Here is a 22,275-nt window from a genome sequence, read left to right on the forward strand (position 1 = left end):
TTGCTTATTTGAAGACAACTTCTGCAGCTTGTTGGATAGCTTTTTCCATGGTAGGTACGTTATGTGTTGAAGCTACAATCATGTTTGCTTTAACAACGATTCCTTTATCATCTGTTTCATAATTGTGGAATAATGTACCTCTTGGAGCGTAAATCGCACCAACACCATTTCCTGCTTTTGGTTCAACTTCTGCTTTAATGTCTGTTGAAGTTATTTCTGAGTCTTCTAAAAGTTCTTTGACTCTTTCACATGAACCGAGTAATTCGATCAATCTTGCATGGTTGTATGCGAGTGATTGGTTTGCTGGTTTTCCGAAAGTGTCTGCGAAATCTTTTCTAGCTTCTTCGGCAAGAGGCGTAGGCATTGAGTCACATACGTTGAGCATTCCTAATGGGCCTACTCTGTATAATCCTTCGGGATATCCAACTTTTTTGTTGAATGGGTATTTAACGTAGTTGTGTTCTACAACGTGTTCACCGATGTTTTCAAGGTATTCTGAAGGTTTAAAGTCGGTTGTTTGTTTTCCATCAGGGGACATGAATCTTAAAGTGTCTCCGTAGAAGTTGTGTTTACCGTCTTTTACCATACCTAAATACCAGGTATCGATTACACCAAGAGATTTTACAACATCCATGTATTTTTCATTGAGTGATTTGATAAGAGCGATGCCTTCTTGGCCAAATTCAATCATTGCATCCATTTCTTTTAATAATTCATCTCTTTTTTCATCGCTCAATGCTTTAGCTACCCCACCAGGAACTCCCGTGACAGGGTGAATTGCTCTACCACCAATTGTTTCAACAATTGATTGGCCAACTCTTCTCATTGCAATTGCTTTTTTAGCTACTTCAGGAGCTGCGCCAATAACACCGATAATGTTTCTGGCTGCAGGATCTGAATCAGGACCGAGTACAAAGTCAGGAGCTGCCAAGTAATAGAAGTGTAGTGCGTGAGAATGCATCATATTTCCAAGGTGCATTAATTCTCTTAATTTTTCTGCAGTACTTGGTATTTTTGCATCCCATGCGGCATCTACTGCCTTAACACTTGCCAAGTGGTGTGGAGTCTGGCAAATTCCACAAATTCTTGGTACTATTCTTGGTACTTCCTCTGCAGGTCGTCCTACAACAAACTGTTCGAAACCTCTAAGGGCAGTAATATGTAATTTTACATCTGTTGGTTTTCCCGAATCGTCTAAGGTTATTGCAACCTTACCGTGCCCTTCTAAACGGGATAGAGGTTCGATTGTAACCTTACCCATAGAGTCACCATCCTAAATTATATTTTTTGAAATTGTTAGATTATTCTTTTTGGATTTTTTTGGATACCAGAGCAACAGGTAACGTGAATCTGTTTAGTGTTGCAACCTTATCTGGGATTTCAAGCGCTGCTGGACCTGCATTTGCATAAGTGTTTGCAGCTGCTGCCCCTTGATCCAAAGTTTCATCGGTTTTACCGTAGCATCCCCTGCAAGGCATGTTTGCTGATGGACACATTGCGCCACAGCCTGCTCTTGTAGCCATACCCATGCATGTGTATCCTTGTTCAAAGAGACATTTTTCAGGGTCAGGAGTTCCTTCAAAGGACCTCTTGAATTTTTCTGGGAATACATTCTCTTTTGTTCTTGGACAGTCATCACATACAATTTTTGTAGGTAATACTGGGTCTTTTCCATCTAATAATGCAACAATTGCTCCTGCGGTCAATGCTGGTTTTGGAGGACATCCTGGGATTACGTAATCTGCTTTAACTACTTCAGTTATAGGTTTTACTGTATCAAGTAACTCAGGAACCCCATCAGTTGGGATAACTCCCGGATTTTCTGTTGAAACAGTTGTATAAGCTGTTTTTTTGATTTGTTCTGGAGTATACAGATTACCAAGTCCTGGAATACCTCCGAAAGCTGCACAAGAACCCCATGCAATCACTACTTTTGATTTTTCCCTGATTTCATGAATTAAGTGTTCATCGTGTTCGCTTCTTACTCCGCCTTCGACTAAGAATACGTCCACATCAGGAATTTCCTTTACGTCGGCAATGATTGGAGCGTAAACAATTTCCAAAGCTGGAAGAACGTCCAAAAGGCCTTCGTGTAAATCAAGTAGTGATATATGGCATCCAGAGCATCCGCAGAGTTGTATAATGCCTACCTTAACTTTATCTGCCATTTAATCACCTTGTGATTGGTAAAAATTTCCCTAAACAGAGGGCAGTCCTTTTGTGAGTCCGTATGGTTCCCCACAAAATTCATTCTCTTTTTAATCGATCTTACGCTTTGATTGGGTTAGGTCCTAATTTTTTAACTCGTTCAGTCATTTCTTTAACTGCTTCGGTAAATTTACCTGCGTCAGCACCTGACATGAAGAACATTTCAAGTCTTTCGCCACCGATTCCGAGTTCTTCTAAGACCTGTTTTCCAAACTTAACCCTTTCTTCAGCTTTGAAGTTTCCAACATCGAATGCACATTCGTGTGGTTTACATCCTGCAACGAATACTGCGTCAGCACCTTTCTGGAATGCCCTTAATGCGTAGGTAATGTCAAATTTACCTGTACATGGCACTCTAATAAGTCTGACAGTTGCTGGATATTGCATTCTGCTTGTACCTGCCAAATCGGCTGCAGAATACCCTCACTGGTAGCATCCAAAGGCAATGATTACGGGTTCTGCCATAATGTATCCCTTTTTTAATTTTTTAATTAAATTTAACTCGTGACTCATCAGAACTCCCCTGGCATTTGCCTTCGGGTTGTTCATCATATGATATGAATTAACACCTTTCCTAACTTAATTTGCTGAGAATTTAATTTTGATAGATAATTAGTTTATTTAATAGTTCATTCCCTGTTCCTTGTGCTTAAATTATTTTTCTAATGCTTTTGCGGCTGCTAATATACCGTCAATTGCACTGATAACTTGTTCGTCCCTGTAGTACCTTAACTGCATTGCACCACTTGGACATGCTCCAGCACATGAACCACATCCTTTACATGCAACGTCATCAGTTATTGCTACGAGGTGACCGTCTTTTTCTTGGTAAGTAATTGCGTTATATGGGCACATTAAAGCACATACTTTACAGCCACCGCATACTTCTTCGTTAACTGTTGCCCTAATCATTTCGATCTTGAACTGACCTTGTGACATTGGAATTGCAACAGCACTTGCGGCACCTTTTGCCTGTGCTACTGTGTCTGGAATATCTTTTGGTCCCTGAGCGACCCCTGCGATTGCAACACCATCAACTTTCGTGTTAACTGGTGCCAATTTAGGGTGTAATTCTTTAAAGAATCCTTCTGGACCCCTATCGATACCGAGCATTTTAGCAAGTTCTCCGGCATCTTTTTTAGCTTCTAATCCTGCTGAAAGAACAACTAAATCAGCTTCGATCTCTAAAATTTCTCCCATGAGGGTGTCTTCTACTCTCACAGTCAAGTTTTTAGTTTCTGGATCTTCGAAAATGTTAGCTGGTCTTCCCCTAATGAATTTAACTCCGAACTGGTCCTGAGCTCTCTTGTAGTACTCTTCGTACCCTTTACCGAAAGCCCTGATATCCATGTAGCAGATGTAAACTTCTGCACTAGGGTCGTGCATTTTCATTAACTGTGCATTTTTCAATGCGAACATACAGCATACTCTTGAACAGTATGGGTTTCCAACTTTCTCGTCTCTTGAACCAACGCACTGTATAAATACAGATCTTTTTGGTGCTTTTCCGTCGCTTGGTCTGATTTCGTGCCCGTGGGTTGGACCAGCAGGGTTAATCATCCTTTCAACTTCGAGAGTTGTAATTACGTTGTCATAAACTCCGTATCCATACTCTTCTTTTCTGCTTGCATCGAACTCATCGTATCCTGTTGCGGTAATAATTGTACCAACATTGATTTTGAGTTCTTGAGGTTTCTGATCGTATCTTACTGCCTCTGCACAGCAAACTTTTGCACAAAGTCCACAATCAATACAGTGTTCTTTATCGATTGTGTAAAGTAATGGAACTGCTTGTGGGAATGGAACATAAATTGCTTTCCTTGTACCTAATCCTAAATCAAACTCATTAGGCACTTCTATTGGACATGCTGCTGCACATGCACCACATCCGGTACATATGTCTTCGTCAACATATCTTGGTTTTTTCTCGATTGTAACATCGAAGTTTCCGATGTAACCATCAATATTTTTAATCTCAGCAAATGTAATTAATTCAATGTTAGGGTGGTTAGCTGCTGACACCATTTTTGGTGCGAGAATTCACATTGCACAGTCATCTGTCGGGAAAGTCTTTGCAAGTTGCGCCATCCTTCCTCCGATTGACTCGTCTCTATCTACGAGGTAAACTTTGAAGCCTTGGTCACCAAGGTCAAGCGCAGATTGAATACCTGCAATACCTGCACCGATAACCATACAGCTTTTATCTACTTCTACGACTTTTTGAGGAACATCTTCTAATTTCTTAGCTCGTTCTACTCCACCAGCAATCATTTCACATGCTTTGTTTGTTGCTGCTTTTACATCGCCCATGTGGACAAATGCGTCATGTTCTCTAATATTTACAAACTCTAGGTAGTATGGGGATAAGCCCGCATCGTGTAGGCAACCTCTAAAGGTTGGCTCGTGGATCTTAGGCGTGCATGCTGCAACAACTATCCTGTCCAATCCGTGCTCTTTGATCGCGTCTTTAATAAGACCTTGACCGGGGTCAGCACACATGAACGGGTAGGTAGCTGCAACCACTACTCCGTCTAATTTAGAAGCAAAATCCTTAACAGCTTCACAATCCACTGCACCGTTGATGTTTGCACCACAGTAGCAGACGAATACACCCACTTTGGGGTCACTCATGGATTCACCTCCACATATAACAAGTAAGGTAATTGGTATACATTTATACTACACTCACCTGCTTATAAAAAGATACATTCTTGAAATTGCTAATGGGCCCCATTAATATTAGAAAAAATAATATGGGACTTTAAAAACAGTTAATTAATATGTAGCATAATGGCAGAATATATATTAGATTTTATAATATGGTACTTTTAAATTTTTAATCGCCCTAAAAAACGTCGGATTATTAAAAAATAATATCTAACATAAGCATTGGGTCAACGAGTATTACTATATGTTCAAATTTACTAACGAGACCGTTAGATTTATATATCTAAAGTTGAAATGTATAGATTGCACGGTGTGGGACAGTAGTGAGATTGTTATTTTAAACCCCCCTCATACCCCCACTTCACTACTGATAACACCGTGTAGGAGAGTTTATCTCCTAATCCCATTCCCACCCCTCACATAACTAAAAGACTCTTTTAACTACCCGTAATATACTCATAACAATTTACAAAACATAACCCCTCCCCGTTCTATTTTAATAACTATCGATACTTTACATAAACCACCCCCCTATTTCTTACCCCTCCAATTTTTTTATATTTTTGAAAAATAACTTGGCGACTTTTTTATAGAAGTAATCTTTAAATAGTGTACAAAAATAGTATGCTAAATGTCAATTTCATATATGCGAGGGATTTCATGGATTTACTTTTATTGTTATTTAGCGCCATATGGTATATTTTGCCTGCATATGTAGCTAATGCGGTTCCTTGTATTTTAGGCGGTGGAAGACCGGTTGATTTTGGAAAAACTTTTTTCGATGGAAATAGAATTATTGGAAATGGTGTAACGTACAGGGGCACTTTTTTTGGAATACTTTTTGGAATAATTACTGGAATTTTACAGCATTTTATTGTTATATTATATATGAATCCAGAGTCAGCTTTTAACTACGGGCTAACAGGCTACATTATTTTGAGCTTTTTACTTGCAACTGGCGCTCTCTTTGGAGATATGATTGGAAGCTTTATAAAAAGAAGATTTAAATTGAAACAAGGACAGTCTGCTCCAGTATTAGACCAGATAACGTTTATAATATTTGCATTGTTATTTGCATATTCACTTTATCCAGTGCCTACAAACATCGTGGTACTTTTACTTGTAATTTCCCCGATAATCCATTTTTCCTCGAATATAATCGCATATAAACTTCATTTAAAAAAAGTATGGTGGTAATTTCAACCAAATTTCTATTTTTTTAATCTAACAAATTCAATAATTTATATATACTAAAAATATTAAAGGGATTTTGTGGCAAAATTAAAGTTTAGTAAAGTCCGAAAGAGATCTTTATGAATCAGATATCCATTTTCAAAATAATCAAGTATGCTTTGTTTAAAAGTACAGAAAAACATTTTAGATTTGGGTATCTCGGTTTTGTTTTATTCCAGTATTGTTAACGTCAGTTTAACCAAAAATACTGCGTATATAGTTTATAAAAGTTTTATAACGTGTTTATATAGTCGATTACATCATATTGCACGACTATCCATTTTCAAGAGGTGTTTCATGTTAGGCATTTCAGACCCTTATGTATTAAGTGCATACGTGCTCTGCATTCTGAGTACGCTATTATGTGTGGTATACGGGGCATTAAATTGGAATAAAGGTTCAGAAACCGAAACTGATGAAATTGAAGAAGAAATAGAATGGGAAAAAGAAGAAGAAAAGATGGAAGATGAAATCGGGACGGTGGTCTAAATGGATATCATTCTTCTAAACGTGATTGTGTTAATCTATTTGTTAGTTGTTGGATACCTTGGATACAAAGGTTGGAAAGGAACATCCAGTGCTGAAGACTACATGGTTGGAGGTAGAAAAATCCACCCATTTGTAATGGCAATGAGCTACGGTGCTACATTTATCAGTACTGCTGCAATTGTAGGATTTGGTGGATTCGCAGGCCTATTTGGTATGAGTTTACTCTGGCTGACGTTTCTAAATATCTTCTTAGGTATCTTTATAGCATTTGTATTTTTCGGGAAAAGAACTAGGAAAATGGGTCATAACTTAAATGCGCTTACCTTTCCCGAACTTTTAGCAAAAAGATTTGAAAGTAAATTTATACAGTGGTTTTCCGGCCTTTTGATATTTTGTGCAATGCCAATTTATGCCGCAGCAGTTTTGATTGGTGCTGCAAGGTTTATAGAAACCACGCTTAATGTTTCATTTGACGTTGCACTGCTTGTATTTTCAGTAATTATTGCAGTATACGTTGTAATGGGCGGTTTAAAAGGTGTAATGTACACGGATGCATTTCAGGGAACAATCATGTTTTTTGGAATGTTGTTTTTGCTCTACATGACTTATGATATCCTTGGTGGAGTTACTACTGCTCACCAAGCAATTTCAAATATGTCAGGGTTAGTTCCGGCAAACCTTGCAAGTATCGGACATGCAGGGTGGACTTCGATGCCAACATTTGGTTCTCCAATGTGGTGGACGATTGTTTCGAGCATAATTTTAGGTGTTGGAATCGGAGTTTTAGCACAGCCTCAGCTTGTTGTCAGATTCATGACTGTAAAAAGCAACAGGGAATTAAATAGGGCTGTTTTAATTGGTGCAGTCTTCATTTTAATTGCGACAGGTACTGCATACGTTGTTGGAACCCTTTCAAATGTTTACTTCATGAATACCGAAGGAGTTCTCTCGATTGGTGCAACAGTTTCAGATGCATTCCCCACAGGAAACAGCGATAGTATAATGCCATTATATATCAACAAAGCGATGCCAGAATGGTTTATCTACATATTCTTGGTTTCATTACTTGCAGCTGCTATGTCCACTATCTCAAGCCAGTTCCACGCTCAAGGAACTTCAATTGGAAGGGACGTTTATGAAACACTCTGCGGTAAAAAAGGATTAGATTCTGTAATTATCACGAGATTTGGAATTATCGTAGCAATTATAATTGCAGTTATCCTTGGATACATACTTCCTGGTGGAATCGTTGCAAGAGGAACTGCATTATTCTTTGGACTTTGCAGTGCTGCGTTTTTACCGGCATATTCACTGGGACTTTTCTGGAAACGAACTACAAAAGAAGGTGCAATTGCAGGTATTTTAACGGGCACATTTGTAAGCCTTTTCTGTTTACTATTCATTCACGAAAAAGAATCAGCAGCGCTTGGAATCTCAAAACTGTTAATTGGAAGCGATGTTTTAATTTCTGCAATGCCCTGGCCTTATGTAGACCCGATGGTAATTTCCCTGCCGCTTGCATTTATTTTAACGGTAATAGTAAGTCTCCTAACAAAAGCACCTTCAGAAGAACACCTTAAAAAGTGCTTTAAAGGAATTTAACTTCGTTTATTTTTTTTATTTTTTATGTACGATGTTAACTAATCATTGAATCCATAATAGCGTTTTAAATTTAGTATTTTCATATTTCTACGGTATTTATGTAATGAATTAAAAAAAGCGAAAATAAAAAGTTGTTTTAATTCAATTTTGAAAAAAAATTATCTTTTTTGGAAGTTTCGTATATTATGGGTAGTATAATTATAATTGAATCGCTCATTTAAATTTTAAAAGTCAAAATACTCGAAATTAATGTTTAAAAATGGAAACCGGGTTTTTATTCTTTTTTATTTAAAAATATTTTTTAATAATTAACTTTTTTTAATCCTACGATTTGGTAGTATTCACTACAATTTTAATAAATACGTCGTAAAATATGGTAAACTATAAATTAAAAGCCATGCCGCAAAATCCAAATTTATCAACAGAATTTACAACTTTAAAATTAAAAGTTGAAGATGCATTCGCAGATGTAGTGGATAAAGAGAAGTACGAATTTCCAAAATACACCACCCAGATAATTAACATTGCAAATCAGAATTCACAGGGTACAAGACCTCCTGTTGTTGGCCAAATGTCAGAATTAATTAAAGAATGCCCTGAAAAATCATATACCTGTTGGGCAGAATGGTATTTGGCAGGGCACCCCGATGCAATAAAAAATGCATCTGATAAAATTGAAGACATGATTAAAAAAATGGAAAATGCGTTTTCAAAAATCGATAGAGAAATGATCGAAAGGTGGGTTGAAGATTTAGTAATTGTTAAAACCGCTGAAGGATTAATTATCCAAGAATCCGTATTTAATAAACTTTCAAAACAGTATAATAAAGAATATACTCCATCAAAGCCCGAAGATGAAAGTAAGGGTATTGATGGGTATATCGGAAATACCGCACTTCAGGTCAAATCAATTGAATATCTACATGAGAATCATTTGCCTGAAAAAATAACCGTTCCGATAATATATTACAAAAAAACAAATGATAATATTACGATATATATTCCAAATAATTTAGAAATAAAATAAATTATCTTTTAATGGAGTATATTCTACAGTATACTCCCCATTATCTATTTTTATGGATGTTGCAATCTCAAAAATAATGTCCATTTCCTGTTTTGTAATCACTTTGAAATCGTAGTTGTTGCATTTGTATTTTACTTCTTTTCCAGAGTTTTCTCGTTCAGATATAAACTTTACGTGGTCATTTATCCGTTTATATACCATTTCACGAGATACATCAGGCGTTTTTTTAAGATAGTCGTGAATGTATTCCTTAAAATTAGGTTCTATTTCATAACCAATACTGTTTCTCCCATTTATCATTGCAGAAAATGTTGTTGTACCGGTTCCTAAAAATGGGTCTAAAACCGTATCTCCCCTTAAAGAATACATGTTTATTAAACGGGATGCAAGTTCGAGAGGATAAGCTGCACTTCGGTTTCTCAGTTCTTTTTTGGATAAAATCTGTCGAGTACCTTTAAGATCAGTCCATACATCTGAAAACCAGTTGTTCCGTTCTTCCCAAAAGAACGCGCTGTTTCGACGATTTTCTGAATCGACTTTGGATTTAAAATCTCTTTTAGACCCTTTCCTGAATATCAGCACATGTTCGTGCTCCAACGTAACATATGCACCGGCTGGAAGCATTCCACTACCCATAAATTTATTGGGCGAATTGGTCTGTTTTCGCCAGATAATTCCCGGCAACATTTGAAAACCAATATCTCGGCAATGTTTTATAATTCTTGAATGATTCGGATAAATTTGAAAATCCTCGTTTATTTTTCTTGTTGCATCCCCGATATTTATACAGAGAAATCCACCGTCAGATAAAATACGGTATGATTCTTCCCACGTTTTATCTAATTCCTGATGCATTAATTCAAAAGCATCTTTACAGTTTCCCAAATCTATTAAACTTTTTATGCCGTGATTTAACATGCAAAAAAGTTCATCCCACATCTCTATCATTGGATAAGGAGGTGAAGTTACAACCAACTGTACCGAATTATCTTTAACCTCAGACATGCTCTTTGAATTTTTAAAATATATGTTATGCACTGTTTTCATTAATAATTACCTCAAATTTATCTTTCAATTCATTAACAATTCCGCAACCATTCTCAGAAAGACTTAAATAAACGTGTTTCCTATTTTCCACATATTTTATCTCATTTTCGACCATGCCCAACATTATAAGAAATTCAATATTTTTTAAAAGAGAATAATAATTGATACATCCCACCTTGTTATTTAACCTGTTATATGTAAGTTGGGTTGGGCTTTCATATAATACCAATAGAATCTTGATTTTTAGAATATCTGCTGATAATAAGTTCATCAGTACACCATAAATACTAAATTTTATACGACAGAATTCACGCGCTCCATTCACGTTTAATTGAACGCAAATTTTGGATAAAACAAGTTTTCCTCATTATCCATTGTTACATATAATTCATAATATATTATCATTTTGAGATATAAAAAAATACTTTTTGTGTTAATTCGTTTTTAATAAACTTTGAGATATACTCACCATATTTAAAAAATTAAAAAAAGATGATTAGAAATTTAATGTCAGCTGATATTTAATACGCGATATTTTAGTTTTTTTGCCCCCCGTATAACATAAATACTCATTAAAAATATAATTTAATGTGTCAACATTTGCGTTTATCTTGAATATTTTAGGTATATTAATTGTGGGGGCAGAACTTTGAGTAATACAGAAGAAAACTTTAAAAAATTACTTATAAATACTCTTTTCATTTTGAGTATCATTTTGGCAGTTCCAGTACTGCTCTGCATATTTGGAACGGGAAATCATGTAGAAGGAATCTTTTTTAGTGTGGTTATATCTTTTTTAATTTTAGTAGGGGTAATACGTAAAAGAAAGGATATGGTAGCATTTATTCGTAGAAATATTTATGAAAATGAACGCCATTTCCACATTAAAAAATTAAAAAAAGAAGGGGATGAAAAAGAAGATGAATAACCTAAAAATTAAGTTCTCTACTCTTTAATACCTATTTCGTAATTTTAAGGTATATATTCTTAGAAAATACAGAAATTCACTGAAACTATTGGCCCATAATTTCTTAGATTCTTTTTTGTAAATGTTATTTCTCCATCTTAAAAGTAAATTCTGCCCTGAGCAACCTTACCGCCGTCGCATAGTTTTAATATGCTTTGTTTATATATTATGGTAAACGTCAAAATCTACGATTTAACCCACAATAGTGATTATAATATACTTGTTTTGCATAACATGATTATGAATAGTATTTATGTTGTAGCCGAAATACTGACTGGTGAAAAAATGATATTTCTTGACCTGGAACTCAAGGATTCCCCAGGAGAGCTTTTAAAAGCTTTACAGCCGATTTCCTCTGCGGGAGCTAACATTTTTAGCGTTATCCATATGCGCGAAAATAAAACACGAGATGGAAGAGTCCCTGTAAAAGTCGTGATTGAAAAGTTAAACGATAATTTGTTAAATTCTATCGTAGAAAATCTTGAAAAATTAGATGTAATCGTTGCCAATATTAATGAAAAAAGGAAAAAAACGAACCTTGAAGTTGTAGTCGTTGGGCACATTGTTGACACGGATGTACTCGATACAATCGACAGGATTAATGAAATAGGCGTAGTTGTAGACTTAGATTTAACAATGCCTGACCCGATTGCGGAATCTTCTGCCAGAATGAGGATAACGATAGATAACGAAAAATTAAAAGAGCTTTACAACGAATTTGATAAAATAGCTAAAGAAAAAGGTTTGTTGTTTATTAAATCATGCTAAGGGGATAATTTATGAAGATAATACTTGTAGGATTTGGAATAATTGGTAAGGGTGTTTTAAAGGCCATTAATCTCAAATCAGAACATTTAAAGAAAAAATATGGAATGGAGTTAAAAGTTGCCGCAATTTGCGATAGTAGCGGTGCTGCAATTGATGAAGAAGGTCTCGATTTAGAATTAGCTTTAAAAGTTAAGGAAGAAACAAGAAAAATATCAAATTATCCTGAAAAAGGATGCAACATGGGTATTTTAGAAGTTATTGAATCTGTCAACGCGGATGTAGTTGTCGAAGTAAGCCCTACAAACATTGAAACTGGGGAACCTGCAAAATCATACATGTTAAAAGCATTTGAAACCAAAAAACACGTTGTTAGTGCAAATAAAGGACCTCTTGCAGTTTCGTTCAAAGAATTAGTAAAAGCTTCAAAAGAAAATAACGTATGTTTCAGGTATGAAGCCTCAGTCGGCGGCGCAATGCCAATAATCAATCTTGCAAAGGAAACACTCGCAGGAAACGACATAAAATTAATAAAAGGAATTTTAAACGGGACTACAAACTATATACTCACCAAAATGGAAAAAGAACAGCTTGATTTTGATACAGTATTAAAAGAAGCCCAAGAACTCGGAATTGCTGAAACAAACCCTCACCAGGATATCAGCGGACTCGATACTGCTGCAAAAATTGTAATTTTGGCAAATTCAATATTTGGAAGAGATGTTACTATTAAAGACGTAAATTTAGAAGGAATAACAAGAATTACTCCTGAAGCACTTGTAATGGCAAATAAAAGCGGCCACACGATAAAATTAATAGGCGAAGTTACTGACAAAAAACTCGAAGTATGTCCAAAACTCGTACCTATTGATAGCCCATTAAATGTTAAAGGAAGTTTAAACGTTGCGATGTTTGATACCGACCTTGCAAATGATATTGTTGTTGTTGGAACCGGTGCAGGAGACATTGAAACTGCTTCAGCAATATTAAGCGATTTAATAAATATTCACCAGACCCTTAAAAATTAATATATCTTTTTTTAAAACGTTTTTTAATAAACTTTAAAAGGAAAGTAAACAAAAAGGCTTATATATCTTTAAAATAGTTTATATCTTGGCTCGTGGCACGGGGTGCTTATCTTGGTAGATGAGGGCGGACTTCAGATCCGTCGAGTTCCGTCGGAATTCGGGGTTCGATTCCCCCCCTGCGCCGTTTTATATTTTTGGTGGGTTTTATGGAAAAAATGTACTCTAAAAAAGGAGGAATTCCTCAGTTAAAAGAGTTAATATCTATTTTGAACGATTTTACTGGAATTATCTCCCTTGATAATGCTAAACTCTATTATATAAACTCAAAACTTGTTTTTTCCTGCATTGACGATAAGGAAATGAATTTAAAAGATATTTTTGAAACTATCCCTGAAGAATTCCAGATAGATGCAGTCTGTACAAGTCCTACCCGTGTAAACAAATTAATCGACAAAATTTCTTTAAATTCTGATACTACTCTTTCAAAAGATATTTTTATCGATGTCTACGGGAATATCGAAAATCACGTGGGACACGGACTTTTTAAAGTTACATTAAACCCGAGAAAATACAAGGAAGAAACCGGAATTATTTTATACTCAAACATGGAAGAAATCGCCGCGATACATCAGAAGAAAGACAAAATTCTCGTTGGTTTAAAAGCGCTGAATAAAATAAAGACCATTTTTGCAGTGAGCGATGTAAAAATATGCCCTGAAAAAATATCAAAACAGGAATTAGATGAACTATTAAATGAAAATAGGGATGCATTGTTAAAAAACTTCGTGTCATTTGAAGAATTAATGGAAAAAATCAAAGAAAAAACTCCAAAAATCGTTGAAAATGATTCTTTGTATAATATACTTCCCAGAACCCCTTCAATGATAGAAGTTGTTGAAAAAAATGCAGTTATTGTTTCCAATGAAAAAACCCCGATTATGGCATTTTTAGATGATTACGATGGGGATAAATCCTTTAGAATGATTAAAAATTTCTGTATATTAAATAATACCGTCTTTAAAATCTATGAATTGACAGAAAATGAGTTTAAAAATATTAAAGAGTTCAGAAACGCGAAAATAAAAGATACTAATTAAATTTGTTTTTTTACAATTTCATATGCTTTTTTTAAGTCGCCTGTTTCCAAAATTGCTTTTTCTGCGTTTTCCCTTGAAATTCCCTTTTCTTCCAAAGCTTTAACGCCTTCTTCAAAGAATTTTGATTTCTTAATTATCTCTTCGGCGAGTTCTTTTTTAAGTTCCATGTATTCATCTTCGCCCATGTCTATTGCAAGCATTGCACTGTCCCTGAATGGGCAAGGTTTGGTAATCTTGCAGCACCAGACTAAACTTCCAAAACAGGTGTTTTTTCCAAGTCCAAGTCTTGTTCTACTTCCAAAATCCTGTTTCATTTTTGAAAATTCTTCTACCGGCATTTTAATGGATTCTAATGCTTTATGTAATGGACAGTATTTTACAGGCGGGCAACAGAATGCAAGTCCTCTTAAATCGCCGCCCCTGCAAATGTGTGAAGGGGAATTTTCCCACATATAAATCACCTAAATCATATCTCTAACAATTTCAACATAATTAGTAATTAAATCATTTAAAAGGGATTTTCCATGAGATTTATCTAAAAAAACACCATTTTTCTCTACAGATTTTGCTTCTAAATCGATAGCTTCGTTTTTTTCCCTTGCTTCTTTTAAGCCGACCATTCCAATTTCTTCGTAAATCTTAGGATTGTGATCTTTCATTTTATCTTCTGAAAGTATTCCAACTGCGTATCCTAAAGACACTTCTTCAGTTGATGCATGGGTTAAACAAACATTCTCCATTTTAATAAAACAGTCCTTAAAATTTAATTTTGAAAGTTCATCCTGTATTATGGTGTTTCCGCCGTGGCAATTTATAATCAGGAATTTAGTTATCCCGATTTTTCTGCCATTTTCGACCAGATATTTAATATATGTAATTACATCTTCAATGGAATCATGAATACCGTGTTTCACGTAAGAATATTCTGTTGAAGGGATAACTACGCCCAAAAATTTTGCTCCCGTAATAATTGAAACATTTAATGCGATATATGATGCAATTTTTGCATCCGTATCGATTGGAAGGGCAGAACCGTGATTTTCAAGAAATGACCCAAGAGCAATAATTCCTATCTCGTGGACCTTTTCATCAAGAATATTTCCGGAACCGTATCTCAAATCAACCATAAATTTCACATTTTGGCTTTTTTAAGTTCCCTTCTGTATTTTCCGTATTTATCAACTGGAGAAAATCTTGGAGGTTTTACCGTAACTGATTTTTCGTTGCATTCACTACAAAAATCTTTCAATGTGTATTTTCCACATTTAGGGCATTTTTTCATTCTCATAGTATCAATTACTCTTCAACTCTTACAAAGCTTCCAGTTCCGCCAGCGTGTTTTTTGATAAAATCGATTGCTTCTTCGGATACTTTTCTAAGAACGTCTTCTCCGCTTTTGTAATCCGGTGCAAGTACCTCTACACGGTATTTTGGAGCTCCAATGTACGTGATATTTACTTCCACATCTTCATACGGATTTGCTTTTAAAGCTTTTTTGATTCCGTTTTTAATAATTTTTACTCCTGCAGGGTCTGTTGTTGTAAGAGAAACCACTCCTGCCACCTTAACATTTGAAAGCTCGATGTTTTCACTTGCAACTTCGTAAATTACATCTACCCATTCTTGTGGAAGGGGTGTTTCAAGTTCATCTAAAACTTCTTTTCCTTCGATAACAATTGATTCAAAAGCATCGTATAATTCTCCGAATTCATCGATTAATGGGTAGCCAACAACATCCCATCCTTCTTCAATTGTTTTTCCAAGTTTTTCAGATGCAAACTGGAGTAATTTTTCAGCTCTCTGGAATCTCTTCCATTCCTGAACTTTTACTTTTTTCTGTTGGTCAGTTGCCCTTTTTAACGAAAGGTCAATCTGGTTTTTGTGAGGATTTACCCTCATTACCTTTGCAACGACTCTTTGACCCTTTTTAATGTGATCCCTTATGTTTTTAATCCATCCTGAGGACACTTCAGAAATGTGAACCATTCCTTCCTTTCCAGGATATTCTAAAAGTTCGATAAAGGCCCCGAAAGATTTAACGTCGATAACATTTCCGATTACAATGTCCCCTTCTTCAGGAAAATCCTTTCTCATGATTCCACCTTGATTAAATTATAATTAGTATGTATAGGACTGTTGTACCCAATAGTATTTAAACAATTATAAAATCGAACTGTTTTGGAAGACTTTTAAAAAAAGTAAAAAGAGTTATTGTAATACTTCTAAAATTTTTGCTTTGATTGCGCCTTTTGAAGCTTTTGGTTCAGCAATGATTTTACCGCATGCTGCACATTTAACTTCTGTTGAAGGGCATCCAAAGATAACCTGTTCGTTGTTGCAGTCTGTGCACTGAACTTTTAAGAATCTGCTTTTAGGTTTTGAGATTAATTGCATGTTTTCTCACCGTTTTTCTTAATTATTCTACTAATTCAAACATTCTTGCTCTAAAGCCGCCGTTGCTTCTTGTGTGCATTTTTCCGCATTCAGAACATTTGTATCTTAAATCCAATTTTTTAATTGGTTTAGCTCCTCCAGGTAAAGGTCTTGGGTAACCTCCGTATCCTGCGGTAACTCTTCTGAATTGTCTTTGACCCCATTTCAATTCGCTAGCTTTTCTTTTTTTAGCTCTTTCTACTGTGTGTGCAGTGTGCTTTTTACAGTATGGGCAATATCTGTTTATCTTTTTTTTCATCTTCATGGATGTTCACCCGTTTAATAATATTGTGTTTCTCTAAAATCTTTGAAAATTTCCTATCCAAAGAGATAACGTCATTTTTGTGTAAAACATACTGTAAATTCCCATCTGTAAAGCAGGGGAACTTAGTGATGACTCTTACAATATCAATATCACTTTCAGTATTTATATGTTTTGGTTTTTGGCACTCGACAGTTTTTTCTTCCGATTTATTTAAATCAACTGGAAATTTGTCTTTTTTTTTATCAGATTCGTCTATTTCTAAACCGTAATCTTCATTGCCTCTTCCATAGCATGTTTCTTCGATAAAAGATATAACTCGTTTTTCATCTTGAGTAAATTTATTCGGGCTTTCTTTTAAACAGTTTACCTTGTAAATTCTAAAACTTAAAAGATTACTTAAATAGAATTTTACCCGCTCGGATTTAATTTTATCATCGATTGTTTCGAGATAGTTTCGGGCATCTTTGTAAAAATTTTCTGGAAGGTCAGATAATCCTTCTTTAAAAAATTCATTGAAAAATGCATCCCTTATTTTTTTATACATGGTTTTTCACGTTGCTATAATAAAAAAATAAAATTTAGGACTCGATTCTTGGTGCAAGCAAGAACACGAGTTTTGAACCACTTACTTCGTACTCGATTTTGACAGGCATATCTGAACCGAGGTATATTTTTAAAAGGTCTTCTGCCGCAGTTGATTTTGTTAAGTCTTTTAAATAAGCTAAATTGAAAGTACTTCTTGAAGCTTCGCCTTTGTTGAATTCTGCAAGTGCACTATCGTCATCTTCAATACTATTATCAAATACAGTTTCACTCTGGTTTAAATCGCCTTTTGAATAAATTATGAATTTATCCTCATCGATTTTCAATGTTATGTGGTCATTTACAAGTTCAGCATCTTTTAAAGCTTCAACAAATGCTCCTGCTTTTATTGAAACGTTGTTTGGATATTCAATATCTGGAACTTTCAAATTGCTTGATGAAACATCGTATAACGCGATTGAAAACTTCCTTGTAACGTTGCTTTTAAAAGTAACATTTAATTTATTTTTATCTACGTCAAGTTCTAAAATTAATTTTTCGTCGCCCCTACCCCTTGCAATGATTTTTTTAAGCGCTTCTAAATCAATTCCAATATCGTGAATATCTCCAGTATATTCTTCAAAAACGTCTTTTGGCATTTCCATGCTCACTAAAGCCACGTGTGACGGGTCCATTGCACTTGCTTTAATCCCGTTTTCGTCCACTTCGAAACAAATTTCATCTACTAAATTGCTGGTTGCATTTATAACTTTTTTAAAATCTCTTGTATTACATGTAGCCCTGAACATTCACTCACCAGTGATTTTTAATTCATATGAATTATTGTACAAAAAATATATATGGTTTTTTAAGTGATTCAAAAATTACTTTCCTGAAACAAAGTCCCAGAATGACTTTATTGCACTTGGATTTCTTGGTTTTTTTCCTTTTACAAGATACATGTATCTTGTCAGGTCCAAATCTTCAATAGGGACTATTTTTAGCTGTCCTGCATCTGCCGCTTTTTTTGCAGGGATTTCTGAAATAATTGATATACCGTATCCTTCTGAAACTGCTGTAATTATCGAAGAATTACTTCCAAGGCTCATGATTGTATGTAAATCCATCATTGAATATCCTTTTTCCTGTAATGCATCTACAAATATTTCTCTGGTACCGGATCCTACTTCTCTATCGATATAATCTTCTTTTAATATATCTGAAAGTTTTGCAATTCCTTTTTTTGCAAGTTCGTGTTCTGGAGGAACCACAAGTACGAGTCTATCCTTTCCAATTACTTCGCTTTCGTATGATCCATCATAGATATTTCCAACCGCAATTATATCAACTGTCCTGTCTTCTAAAAGCTTGAAACATTTTTCAGAATCTGTAATTTGAATCTGAAATGATACATCTCGAAAAACTTTAGTATAATCTTTAATAATACTTGGGAGTAAATGTTCACCCGGCGTGGTACTTGCAGCAATTCGAATTAAACCTTCAGGATGCTCATGAAGAATTCTCATCTGTTGTTTTGCATTAGATATATTTTCGAGTAACTTTTCTGCATTTTCGTAGAGGATATTTCCTTCAGTAGTTAAATCAACCCCTTCTGGAGTTCTCAAAAAAAGCTGTGCATCAAAAAATTTCTCCAAAACAGATATATGGTTGCTTACAGTTCCCTGTGTAACGCCCAATTTTTTTGCAGCTTTAGAAAAGCTTTTAGTCTTTGCGGCAAATAAAAACGTTTGAAAATAACTAATTTTTGGGTCCATGGTATCACTATTATTATACATTTATCTTTATAGGTATATACTATTAGAAAAACTAATATATATAACATGTCATTATTCTCCTAAAAAGTAAATTACAGAAACTGAAACGAAAATATCTGGTGAACAGATGATTATCCCGCGCAGAAAACCTATTATTGAATCACAGATCAGGACTTCTGGAAATCTTGATGAATTAAAAATGATATTAAATGACCTTTTATTTTTTGAAAAAGAAATCCACACTCTTCCATCGGGAAATTCGGCAATCCATATCGCGTCAGAAATCGTATCAAAATTAAATCCAGATTCAAAAACATTAATTCCCGATATGGGTGGTTGGAAAGGTTTTGAAACATATTCCAAATTATCCGGATTAAACGTTGAAACCATACCTACAAACCTTGGTGTAGTAAACACTGAATCTCTCGAAGAGATAATTAAAAAAAGCGATGCAAAGTCCCTATTTTTAACCTCCCTTGCAGGATACCTTGCAGAACAGCCGCTAAAAGAAATTGCAAAAATATGCATCGAAAACGAAATTTTGTTCATTGAAGATGTTTCTGGAAAAATCGGTGGAAACTGCGGTTATGGAGATATTGTTGTCTGTTCGACAGGATCGCCAAAAATTATAAATTGTGAATATGGTGGTTTTTTAGGAATTTCTAAAGAAGTTAATGAAGATTTAAAAGACAAAAACTTAAAAGAAGATATTAAAAATCTTTTAAAAACATACAAAATGCCAGATATTTACGGGAAAATGATAGAAGAATCATTGATTTCAAAAAAATCTTATAATCTTTGCGTAAAATTCTCAAAAATTATTAAAGAAAATATGGAAAATGCATACTTTAAAGATTTTGAGGGGGTATCGGTATTTTTAGAATATGAAAATCCAAAAGAAATGGCCAAAAATATCGATAGATCAGTTAAACTTGATAATGGAAAATCTATTGTTACACTGTGCCCACTTTATGAAAGAATTTTAAGAAAAGGACTGGTTTTAGAGATAAAAAAAATGGATATTCATAAAATTAGCGATGATGAAATCTATGAAATACTGAATTTTTTTAAAAAATAAAAAAAGAGTGTGTATGAGTACAGTCGTGAGATTGAGTACCCCCACCACTGCTGAAAACATTTAAAATCCATATCCCCATAATAATAGGGATTTGAAAATATTTAAATGTTTTTATTACCTCATAATAGCAAATCTATATGGTACGTACAGAAAATTCATTTAAAATGCAGTTTTGATTTTTTCTGTCGCTTTTTTCATTGATATCCTGATTAAACCAAGGTTAACTTTTGAATCGGAGAGTACTACTAAAATACCTTCTCCTGCATCAGTCATTAACGTTTTACCAAATTCTGCTTCGACCATCATTTGTTCGAGCGTTCCTTGGCTGATTTCGGTTGCAGTCCTTTCTGCAGAACCAAATGCTGCAGAAGCCATTGCACCGATAAGCTCGCTATCAAGGTTTGATGGAATTTGGGATGCTATAACAAGCCCATCTTTTCCTACTACCATTGATCCTTTTATTCCTTCGGTTTTACCCAAATCTGCAAGAATTCTGTCAATCATAACTATTACCCCACTTAGATTATTTTCAGTATATCCATTATTTCTGACAGTCCTTCATTTCGATATAGTGATCCAGTAACAATTTCTGAATTTTTTGTCAATCCGTTCAAACTATTTATTATTTCATGTGCATTTGATTCATTGCACAGGTCCATTTTATTTATAAATATTGAAAATGGAATATTTTTATTAGATAATAACTTAATAATATCCAAATCAACAGTTCTCAATCCTACCGTAGCATCGAGAACCAATAGCGCATAATCTGCCCCCTCTATTGCAATTTCCCTCATGAATCCAAATCGCTCCTGACCCGGAGTTCCAAAGAAATGCAGTTTTTTATTATCTATTTCAATCCTACCGTAGTCTATTGCCACAGTAGTTCCGTTGTGTTCTACCTTACCAACATTTTTAATCAACGTTTCCATAAGTGTAGTTTTTCCAACGTCTTCTGATCCCATTACCACTACTTTAAGTTCTTTTACCATTATTACCCCACTATTGGAAGAGTTTTTTTGTACTTCTCTTAATAGCTCCCTTGGCTGCTGCACCACCGATTAAGGTTTCAAGTTCTTTTACCAAAGATTGTGCTGCTACAAGAGTTGTTGGTTTTATTTCTGCACCATTAGCTGCTTTCTGTAATTCGCCATCTAAATGAGTCAATATTTCAAGAGCTGCGTCTAAATCTTTTTGTTTATCAAGCAAATGCATTGAAGATGCTGTTTTGGTAAGCAATTCAGGATTTAGTGCTCTTAAAAGACCATCTACTCCGGATGATTCAACAAGCGATGCCATTGTCTGTAATGTCATTAAAATTTGCTGTTCTACCATCTTTTTTGGAGCTTTGATTATTTTTGTTCCAACTGAATAATAATCCAATACTCCTGCAAGGGTAACTGCAGTTAAAAGGGAACCCATATCTGATACCGTTGCAGAAACGTCTGCTGGAACAAGGTACGGGGTTTTTCCAATGCTTTCAGTAAGTTTAACACATTTTGCAATCTGTTCTTCTGAAGCGTATTGTGTTCCATTTGTTGCTTTTGAACTTATCACATAATGACCGTGCTGGGGAGTTCCAGGAACTGCTGCCGGGTGCATTGATGTAATTCCTATATCTTTTCTTTTAGTCCTTAATTCAACTTCCAACATTGTGTATAAAATAACAGGGGAAACAGTACACGTATTTGCAATGATTGCATTTTGTGGAAGATGCGGTAAAATATTTTTAGCAATTTCTACAGTTTTTTTACCAAATGGTGTAAAAAATATCGCAATTTCTGCCTCTTTTGCAGCTTCTGCGTCGTCTGTCAATACTTTAACTCCGGCTTCTTCAACGATTTTCCACTGATCGTCAGTTAAATTTGATTTATTAACTTCTGCTAAAATAACATCGTGACCAGCTTTGGCAAATTCAATAGCCATCCTGCTTCCGCCGTATGGGGGGACTCCACCGTAGGTTCCTGGCAAGTTCAACTGGTTAACGTACAGGCTTTGGTTTCCTGCACCGTATACCGTAACCTTCATTTAACCACCTTTTTTTAAAAAAATAAACGAGGAATAATAAGGTA

At 35.0% G+C, this 22,275-nt stretch carries 27 protein-coding genes and 1 tRNA gene; 10 read left to right on the forward strand and 18 right to left on the reverse strand.

Annotation, left to right across the window (positions count from 1 at the left end; genetic code table 11):
- Positions 1–4: 4 nt before the first annotated feature.
- The 4 genes from vhuA to ACS5L2_RS08205 form a co-directional block, all read right to left on the reverse strand.
- Positions 5–1,261: a F420-non-reducing hydrogenase Vhu subunit A gene (gene vhuA, locus ACS5L2_RS08190; protein ID WP_459201515.1), complete on the reverse strand. Its 1,257-nt coding sequence runs from the start codon at positions 1,259–1,261 to the stop codon at positions 5–7.
- Positions 1,262–1,301: 40 nt separating this feature from the next.
- Entirely contained in the window at positions 1,302–2,168 is an 867-nt protein-coding gene (gene vhuG, locus ACS5L2_RS08195) for a F420-non-reducing hydrogenase subunit VhuG (protein ID WP_459201516.1), read from the reverse strand.
- Between the two features lie 100 nt (positions 2,169–2,268).
- Positions 2,269–2,658 carry a F420-non-reducing hydrogenase iron-sulfur subunit VhuD gene (vhuD, locus tag ACS5L2_RS08200; RefSeq protein ID WP_459202635.1) on the reverse strand — a complete coding sequence of 130 codons (390 nt, stop codon included), beginning with the start codon at positions 2,656–2,658 and terminating at the stop codon, positions 2,269–2,271.
- A gap of 204 nt (positions 2,659–2,862) precedes the next feature.
- Complete coding sequence (locus ACS5L2_RS08205) at positions 2,863–4,839, reverse strand: 4Fe-4S binding protein (protein WP_459201517.1); 1,977 nt, start codon at positions 4,837–4,839, stop codon at positions 2,863–2,865.
- A 696-nt stretch (positions 4,840–5,535) separates the two neighbouring features.
- Here ACS5L2_RS08205 and ACS5L2_RS08210 point away from each other — a divergent pair.
- The 4 genes from ACS5L2_RS08210 to ACS5L2_RS08225 all read left to right on the forward strand — a co-directional run bounded on the left by ACS5L2_RS08210 (position 5,536) and on the right by ACS5L2_RS08225 (position 9,226).
- Entirely contained in the window at positions 5,536–6,072 is a 537-nt protein-coding gene (locus ACS5L2_RS08210; RefSeq protein WP_459201518.1) for a CDP-2,3-bis-(O-geranylgeranyl)-sn-glycerol synthase, read from the forward strand.
- A 333-nt stretch (positions 6,073–6,405) separates the two neighbouring features.
- Positions 6,406–6,597: a symporter small accessory protein gene (locus ACS5L2_RS08215; RefSeq protein ID WP_459201519.1), complete on the forward strand. Its 192-nt coding sequence runs from the start codon at positions 6,406–6,408 to the stop codon at positions 6,595–6,597.
- A complete protein-coding gene (locus ACS5L2_RS08220; protein ID WP_459201520.1) occupies positions 6,598–8,199 on the forward strand; it encodes a sodium:solute symporter family protein in 1,602 nt (533 codons plus the stop codon).
- 373 nt (positions 8,200–8,572) lie between these two features.
- A complete protein-coding gene (locus ACS5L2_RS08225) occupies positions 8,573–9,226 on the forward strand; it encodes an MjaI family restriction endonuclease (RefSeq protein WP_459201521.1) in 654 nt (217 codons plus the stop codon).
- Here ACS5L2_RS08225 and ACS5L2_RS08230 read toward each other — a convergent pair.
- Positions 9,212–10,273 carry a DNA-methyltransferase gene (locus ACS5L2_RS08230; RefSeq protein ID WP_459201522.1) on the reverse strand — a complete coding sequence of 354 codons (1,062 nt, stop codon included), beginning with the start codon at positions 10,271–10,273 and terminating at the stop codon, positions 9,212–9,214. The genes ACS5L2_RS08225 and ACS5L2_RS08230 overlap by 15 nt on opposite strands.
- Entirely contained in the window at positions 10,257–10,544 is a 288-nt protein-coding gene (locus tag ACS5L2_RS08235; RefSeq protein ID WP_459201523.1) for a hypothetical protein, read from the reverse strand. Before ACS5L2_RS08235 ends, ACS5L2_RS08230 begins: the two co-directional genes overlap by 17 nt.
- Positions 10,545–10,922: 378 nt before the next feature.
- On the opposite strand from ACS5L2_RS08235, the gene ACS5L2_RS08240 reads away from it, so the two are divergent.
- From ACS5L2_RS08240 to ACS5L2_RS08260, 5 genes are all read left to right on the forward strand, one after another.
- Positions 10,923–11,201: a hypothetical protein gene (locus ACS5L2_RS08240; protein ID WP_459201524.1), complete on the forward strand. Its 279-nt coding sequence runs from the start codon at positions 10,923–10,925 to the stop codon at positions 11,199–11,201.
- Positions 11,202–11,525: 324 nt separating this feature from the next.
- Complete coding sequence (locus tag ACS5L2_RS08245) at positions 11,526–12,008, forward strand: hypothetical protein (protein WP_459201525.1); 483 nt, start codon at positions 11,526–11,528, stop codon at positions 12,006–12,008.
- 11 nt (positions 12,009–12,019) lie between these two features.
- Positions 12,020–13,033: a homoserine dehydrogenase gene (locus ACS5L2_RS08250; RefSeq protein ID WP_459201526.1), complete on the forward strand. Its 1,014-nt coding sequence runs from the start codon at positions 12,020–12,022 to the stop codon at positions 13,031–13,033.
- Between the two features lie 94 nt (positions 13,034–13,127).
- Positions 13,128–13,217: transfer RNA gene (locus tag ACS5L2_RS08255), tRNA-Sec, on the forward strand.
- A 22-nt stretch (positions 13,218–13,239) separates the two neighbouring features.
- On the forward strand, positions 13,240–14,130 hold the full coding sequence (locus ACS5L2_RS08260) for a hypothetical protein (protein ID WP_459201527.1): 891 nt from the start codon (positions 13,240–13,242) through the stop codon (positions 14,128–14,130).
- Here the strand turns inward: ACS5L2_RS08260 and ACS5L2_RS08265 are convergent.
- From ACS5L2_RS08265 to ACS5L2_RS08305, 9 genes are all read right to left on the reverse strand, one after another.
- Positions 14,127–14,582, reverse strand: coding sequence for a methanogenesis marker 9 domain-containing protein (locus ACS5L2_RS08265; RefSeq protein WP_459201528.1), 456 nt, complete (start codon positions 14,580–14,582; stop codon positions 14,127–14,129). The genes ACS5L2_RS08260 and ACS5L2_RS08265 overlap by 4 nt on opposite strands.
- Before the next feature lie 9 nt (positions 14,583–14,591).
- Entirely contained in the window at positions 14,592–15,257 is a 666-nt protein-coding gene (arfB, locus tag ACS5L2_RS08270) for a 2-amino-5-formylamino-6-ribosylaminopyrimidin-4(3H)-one 5'-monophosphate deformylase (RefSeq protein WP_459201529.1), read from the reverse strand.
- A gap of 5 nt (positions 15,258–15,262) precedes the next feature.
- On the reverse strand, positions 15,263–15,418 hold the full coding sequence (locus tag ACS5L2_RS08275; protein WP_459201530.1) for an RNA-protein complex protein Nop10: 156 nt from the start codon (positions 15,416–15,418) through the stop codon (positions 15,263–15,265).
- A gap of 8 nt (positions 15,419–15,426) precedes the next feature.
- A complete protein-coding gene (locus ACS5L2_RS08280) occupies positions 15,427–16,224 on the reverse strand; it encodes a translation initiation factor IF-2 subunit alpha (protein WP_459201531.1) in 798 nt (265 codons plus the stop codon).
- Between the two features lie 114 nt (positions 16,225–16,338).
- Complete coding sequence (locus ACS5L2_RS08285; protein WP_011171652.1) at positions 16,339–16,524, reverse strand: 30S ribosomal protein S27e; 186 nt, start codon at positions 16,522–16,524, stop codon at positions 16,339–16,341.
- Between the two features lie 22 nt (positions 16,525–16,546).
- Positions 16,547–16,828 carry a 50S ribosomal protein L44e gene (locus ACS5L2_RS08290; RefSeq protein WP_181487120.1) on the reverse strand — a complete coding sequence of 94 codons (282 nt, stop codon included), beginning with the start codon at positions 16,826–16,828 and terminating at the stop codon, positions 16,547–16,549.
- Positions 16,785–17,372, reverse strand: a complete 588-nt coding sequence (locus ACS5L2_RS08295; protein WP_459201532.1) for a hypothetical protein — start codon at positions 17,370–17,372, stop codon at positions 16,785–16,787. The genes ACS5L2_RS08290 and ACS5L2_RS08295 overlap by 44 nt, the downstream gene beginning before the upstream one ends.
- A 34-nt stretch (positions 17,373–17,406) precedes the next feature.
- Positions 17,407–18,159 (reverse strand): DNA polymerase sliding clamp, encoded by a 753-nt coding sequence (locus tag ACS5L2_RS08300; RefSeq protein ID WP_459201533.1) that lies wholly within the window; start codon positions 18,157–18,159, stop codon positions 17,407–17,409.
- A gap of 75 nt (positions 18,160–18,234) precedes the next feature.
- A complete protein-coding gene (locus ACS5L2_RS08305; RefSeq protein ID WP_459201534.1) occupies positions 18,235–19,125 on the reverse strand; it encodes a selenium metabolism-associated LysR family transcriptional regulator in 891 nt (296 codons plus the stop codon).
- A 127-nt stretch (positions 19,126–19,252) separates the two neighbouring features.
- Between ACS5L2_RS08305 and ACS5L2_RS08310 the strand changes: the two genes are divergently transcribed.
- Positions 19,253–20,203 carry a PLP-dependent aminotransferase family protein gene (locus tag ACS5L2_RS08310; RefSeq protein WP_459201535.1) on the forward strand — a complete coding sequence of 317 codons (951 nt, stop codon included), beginning with the start codon at positions 19,253–19,255 and terminating at the stop codon, positions 20,201–20,203.
- 159 nt (positions 20,204–20,362) lie between these two features.
- Here the strand turns inward: ACS5L2_RS08310 and ACS5L2_RS08315 are convergent, their stop codons facing one another.
- From ACS5L2_RS08315 to ACS5L2_RS08325, 3 genes are read right to left on the reverse strand one after another with little or no spacing between them, the layout of a single operon-like run.
- On the reverse strand, positions 20,363–20,707 hold the full coding sequence (locus tag ACS5L2_RS08315; protein WP_459201536.1) for a roadblock/LC7 domain-containing protein: 345 nt from the start codon (positions 20,705–20,707) through the stop codon (positions 20,363–20,365).
- A gap of 14 nt (positions 20,708–20,721) precedes the next feature.
- Entirely contained in the window at positions 20,722–21,195 is a 474-nt protein-coding gene (locus ACS5L2_RS08320) for a GTP-binding protein (protein WP_459201537.1), read from the reverse strand.
- A gap of 10 nt (positions 21,196–21,205) precedes the next feature.
- The gene (locus tag ACS5L2_RS08325; RefSeq protein WP_459201538.1) at positions 21,206–22,231 is read right to left on the reverse strand and encodes a H(2)-dependent methylenetetrahydromethanopterin dehydrogenase-related protein; all 1,026 of its coding nucleotides are present in this window, start codon (positions 22,229–22,231) and stop codon (positions 21,206–21,208) included.
- Between the last annotated feature and the right edge of the window lie 44 nt (positions 22,232–22,275).

It is taken from the genome of Methanococcus mangrovi (assembly GCF_054506835.1).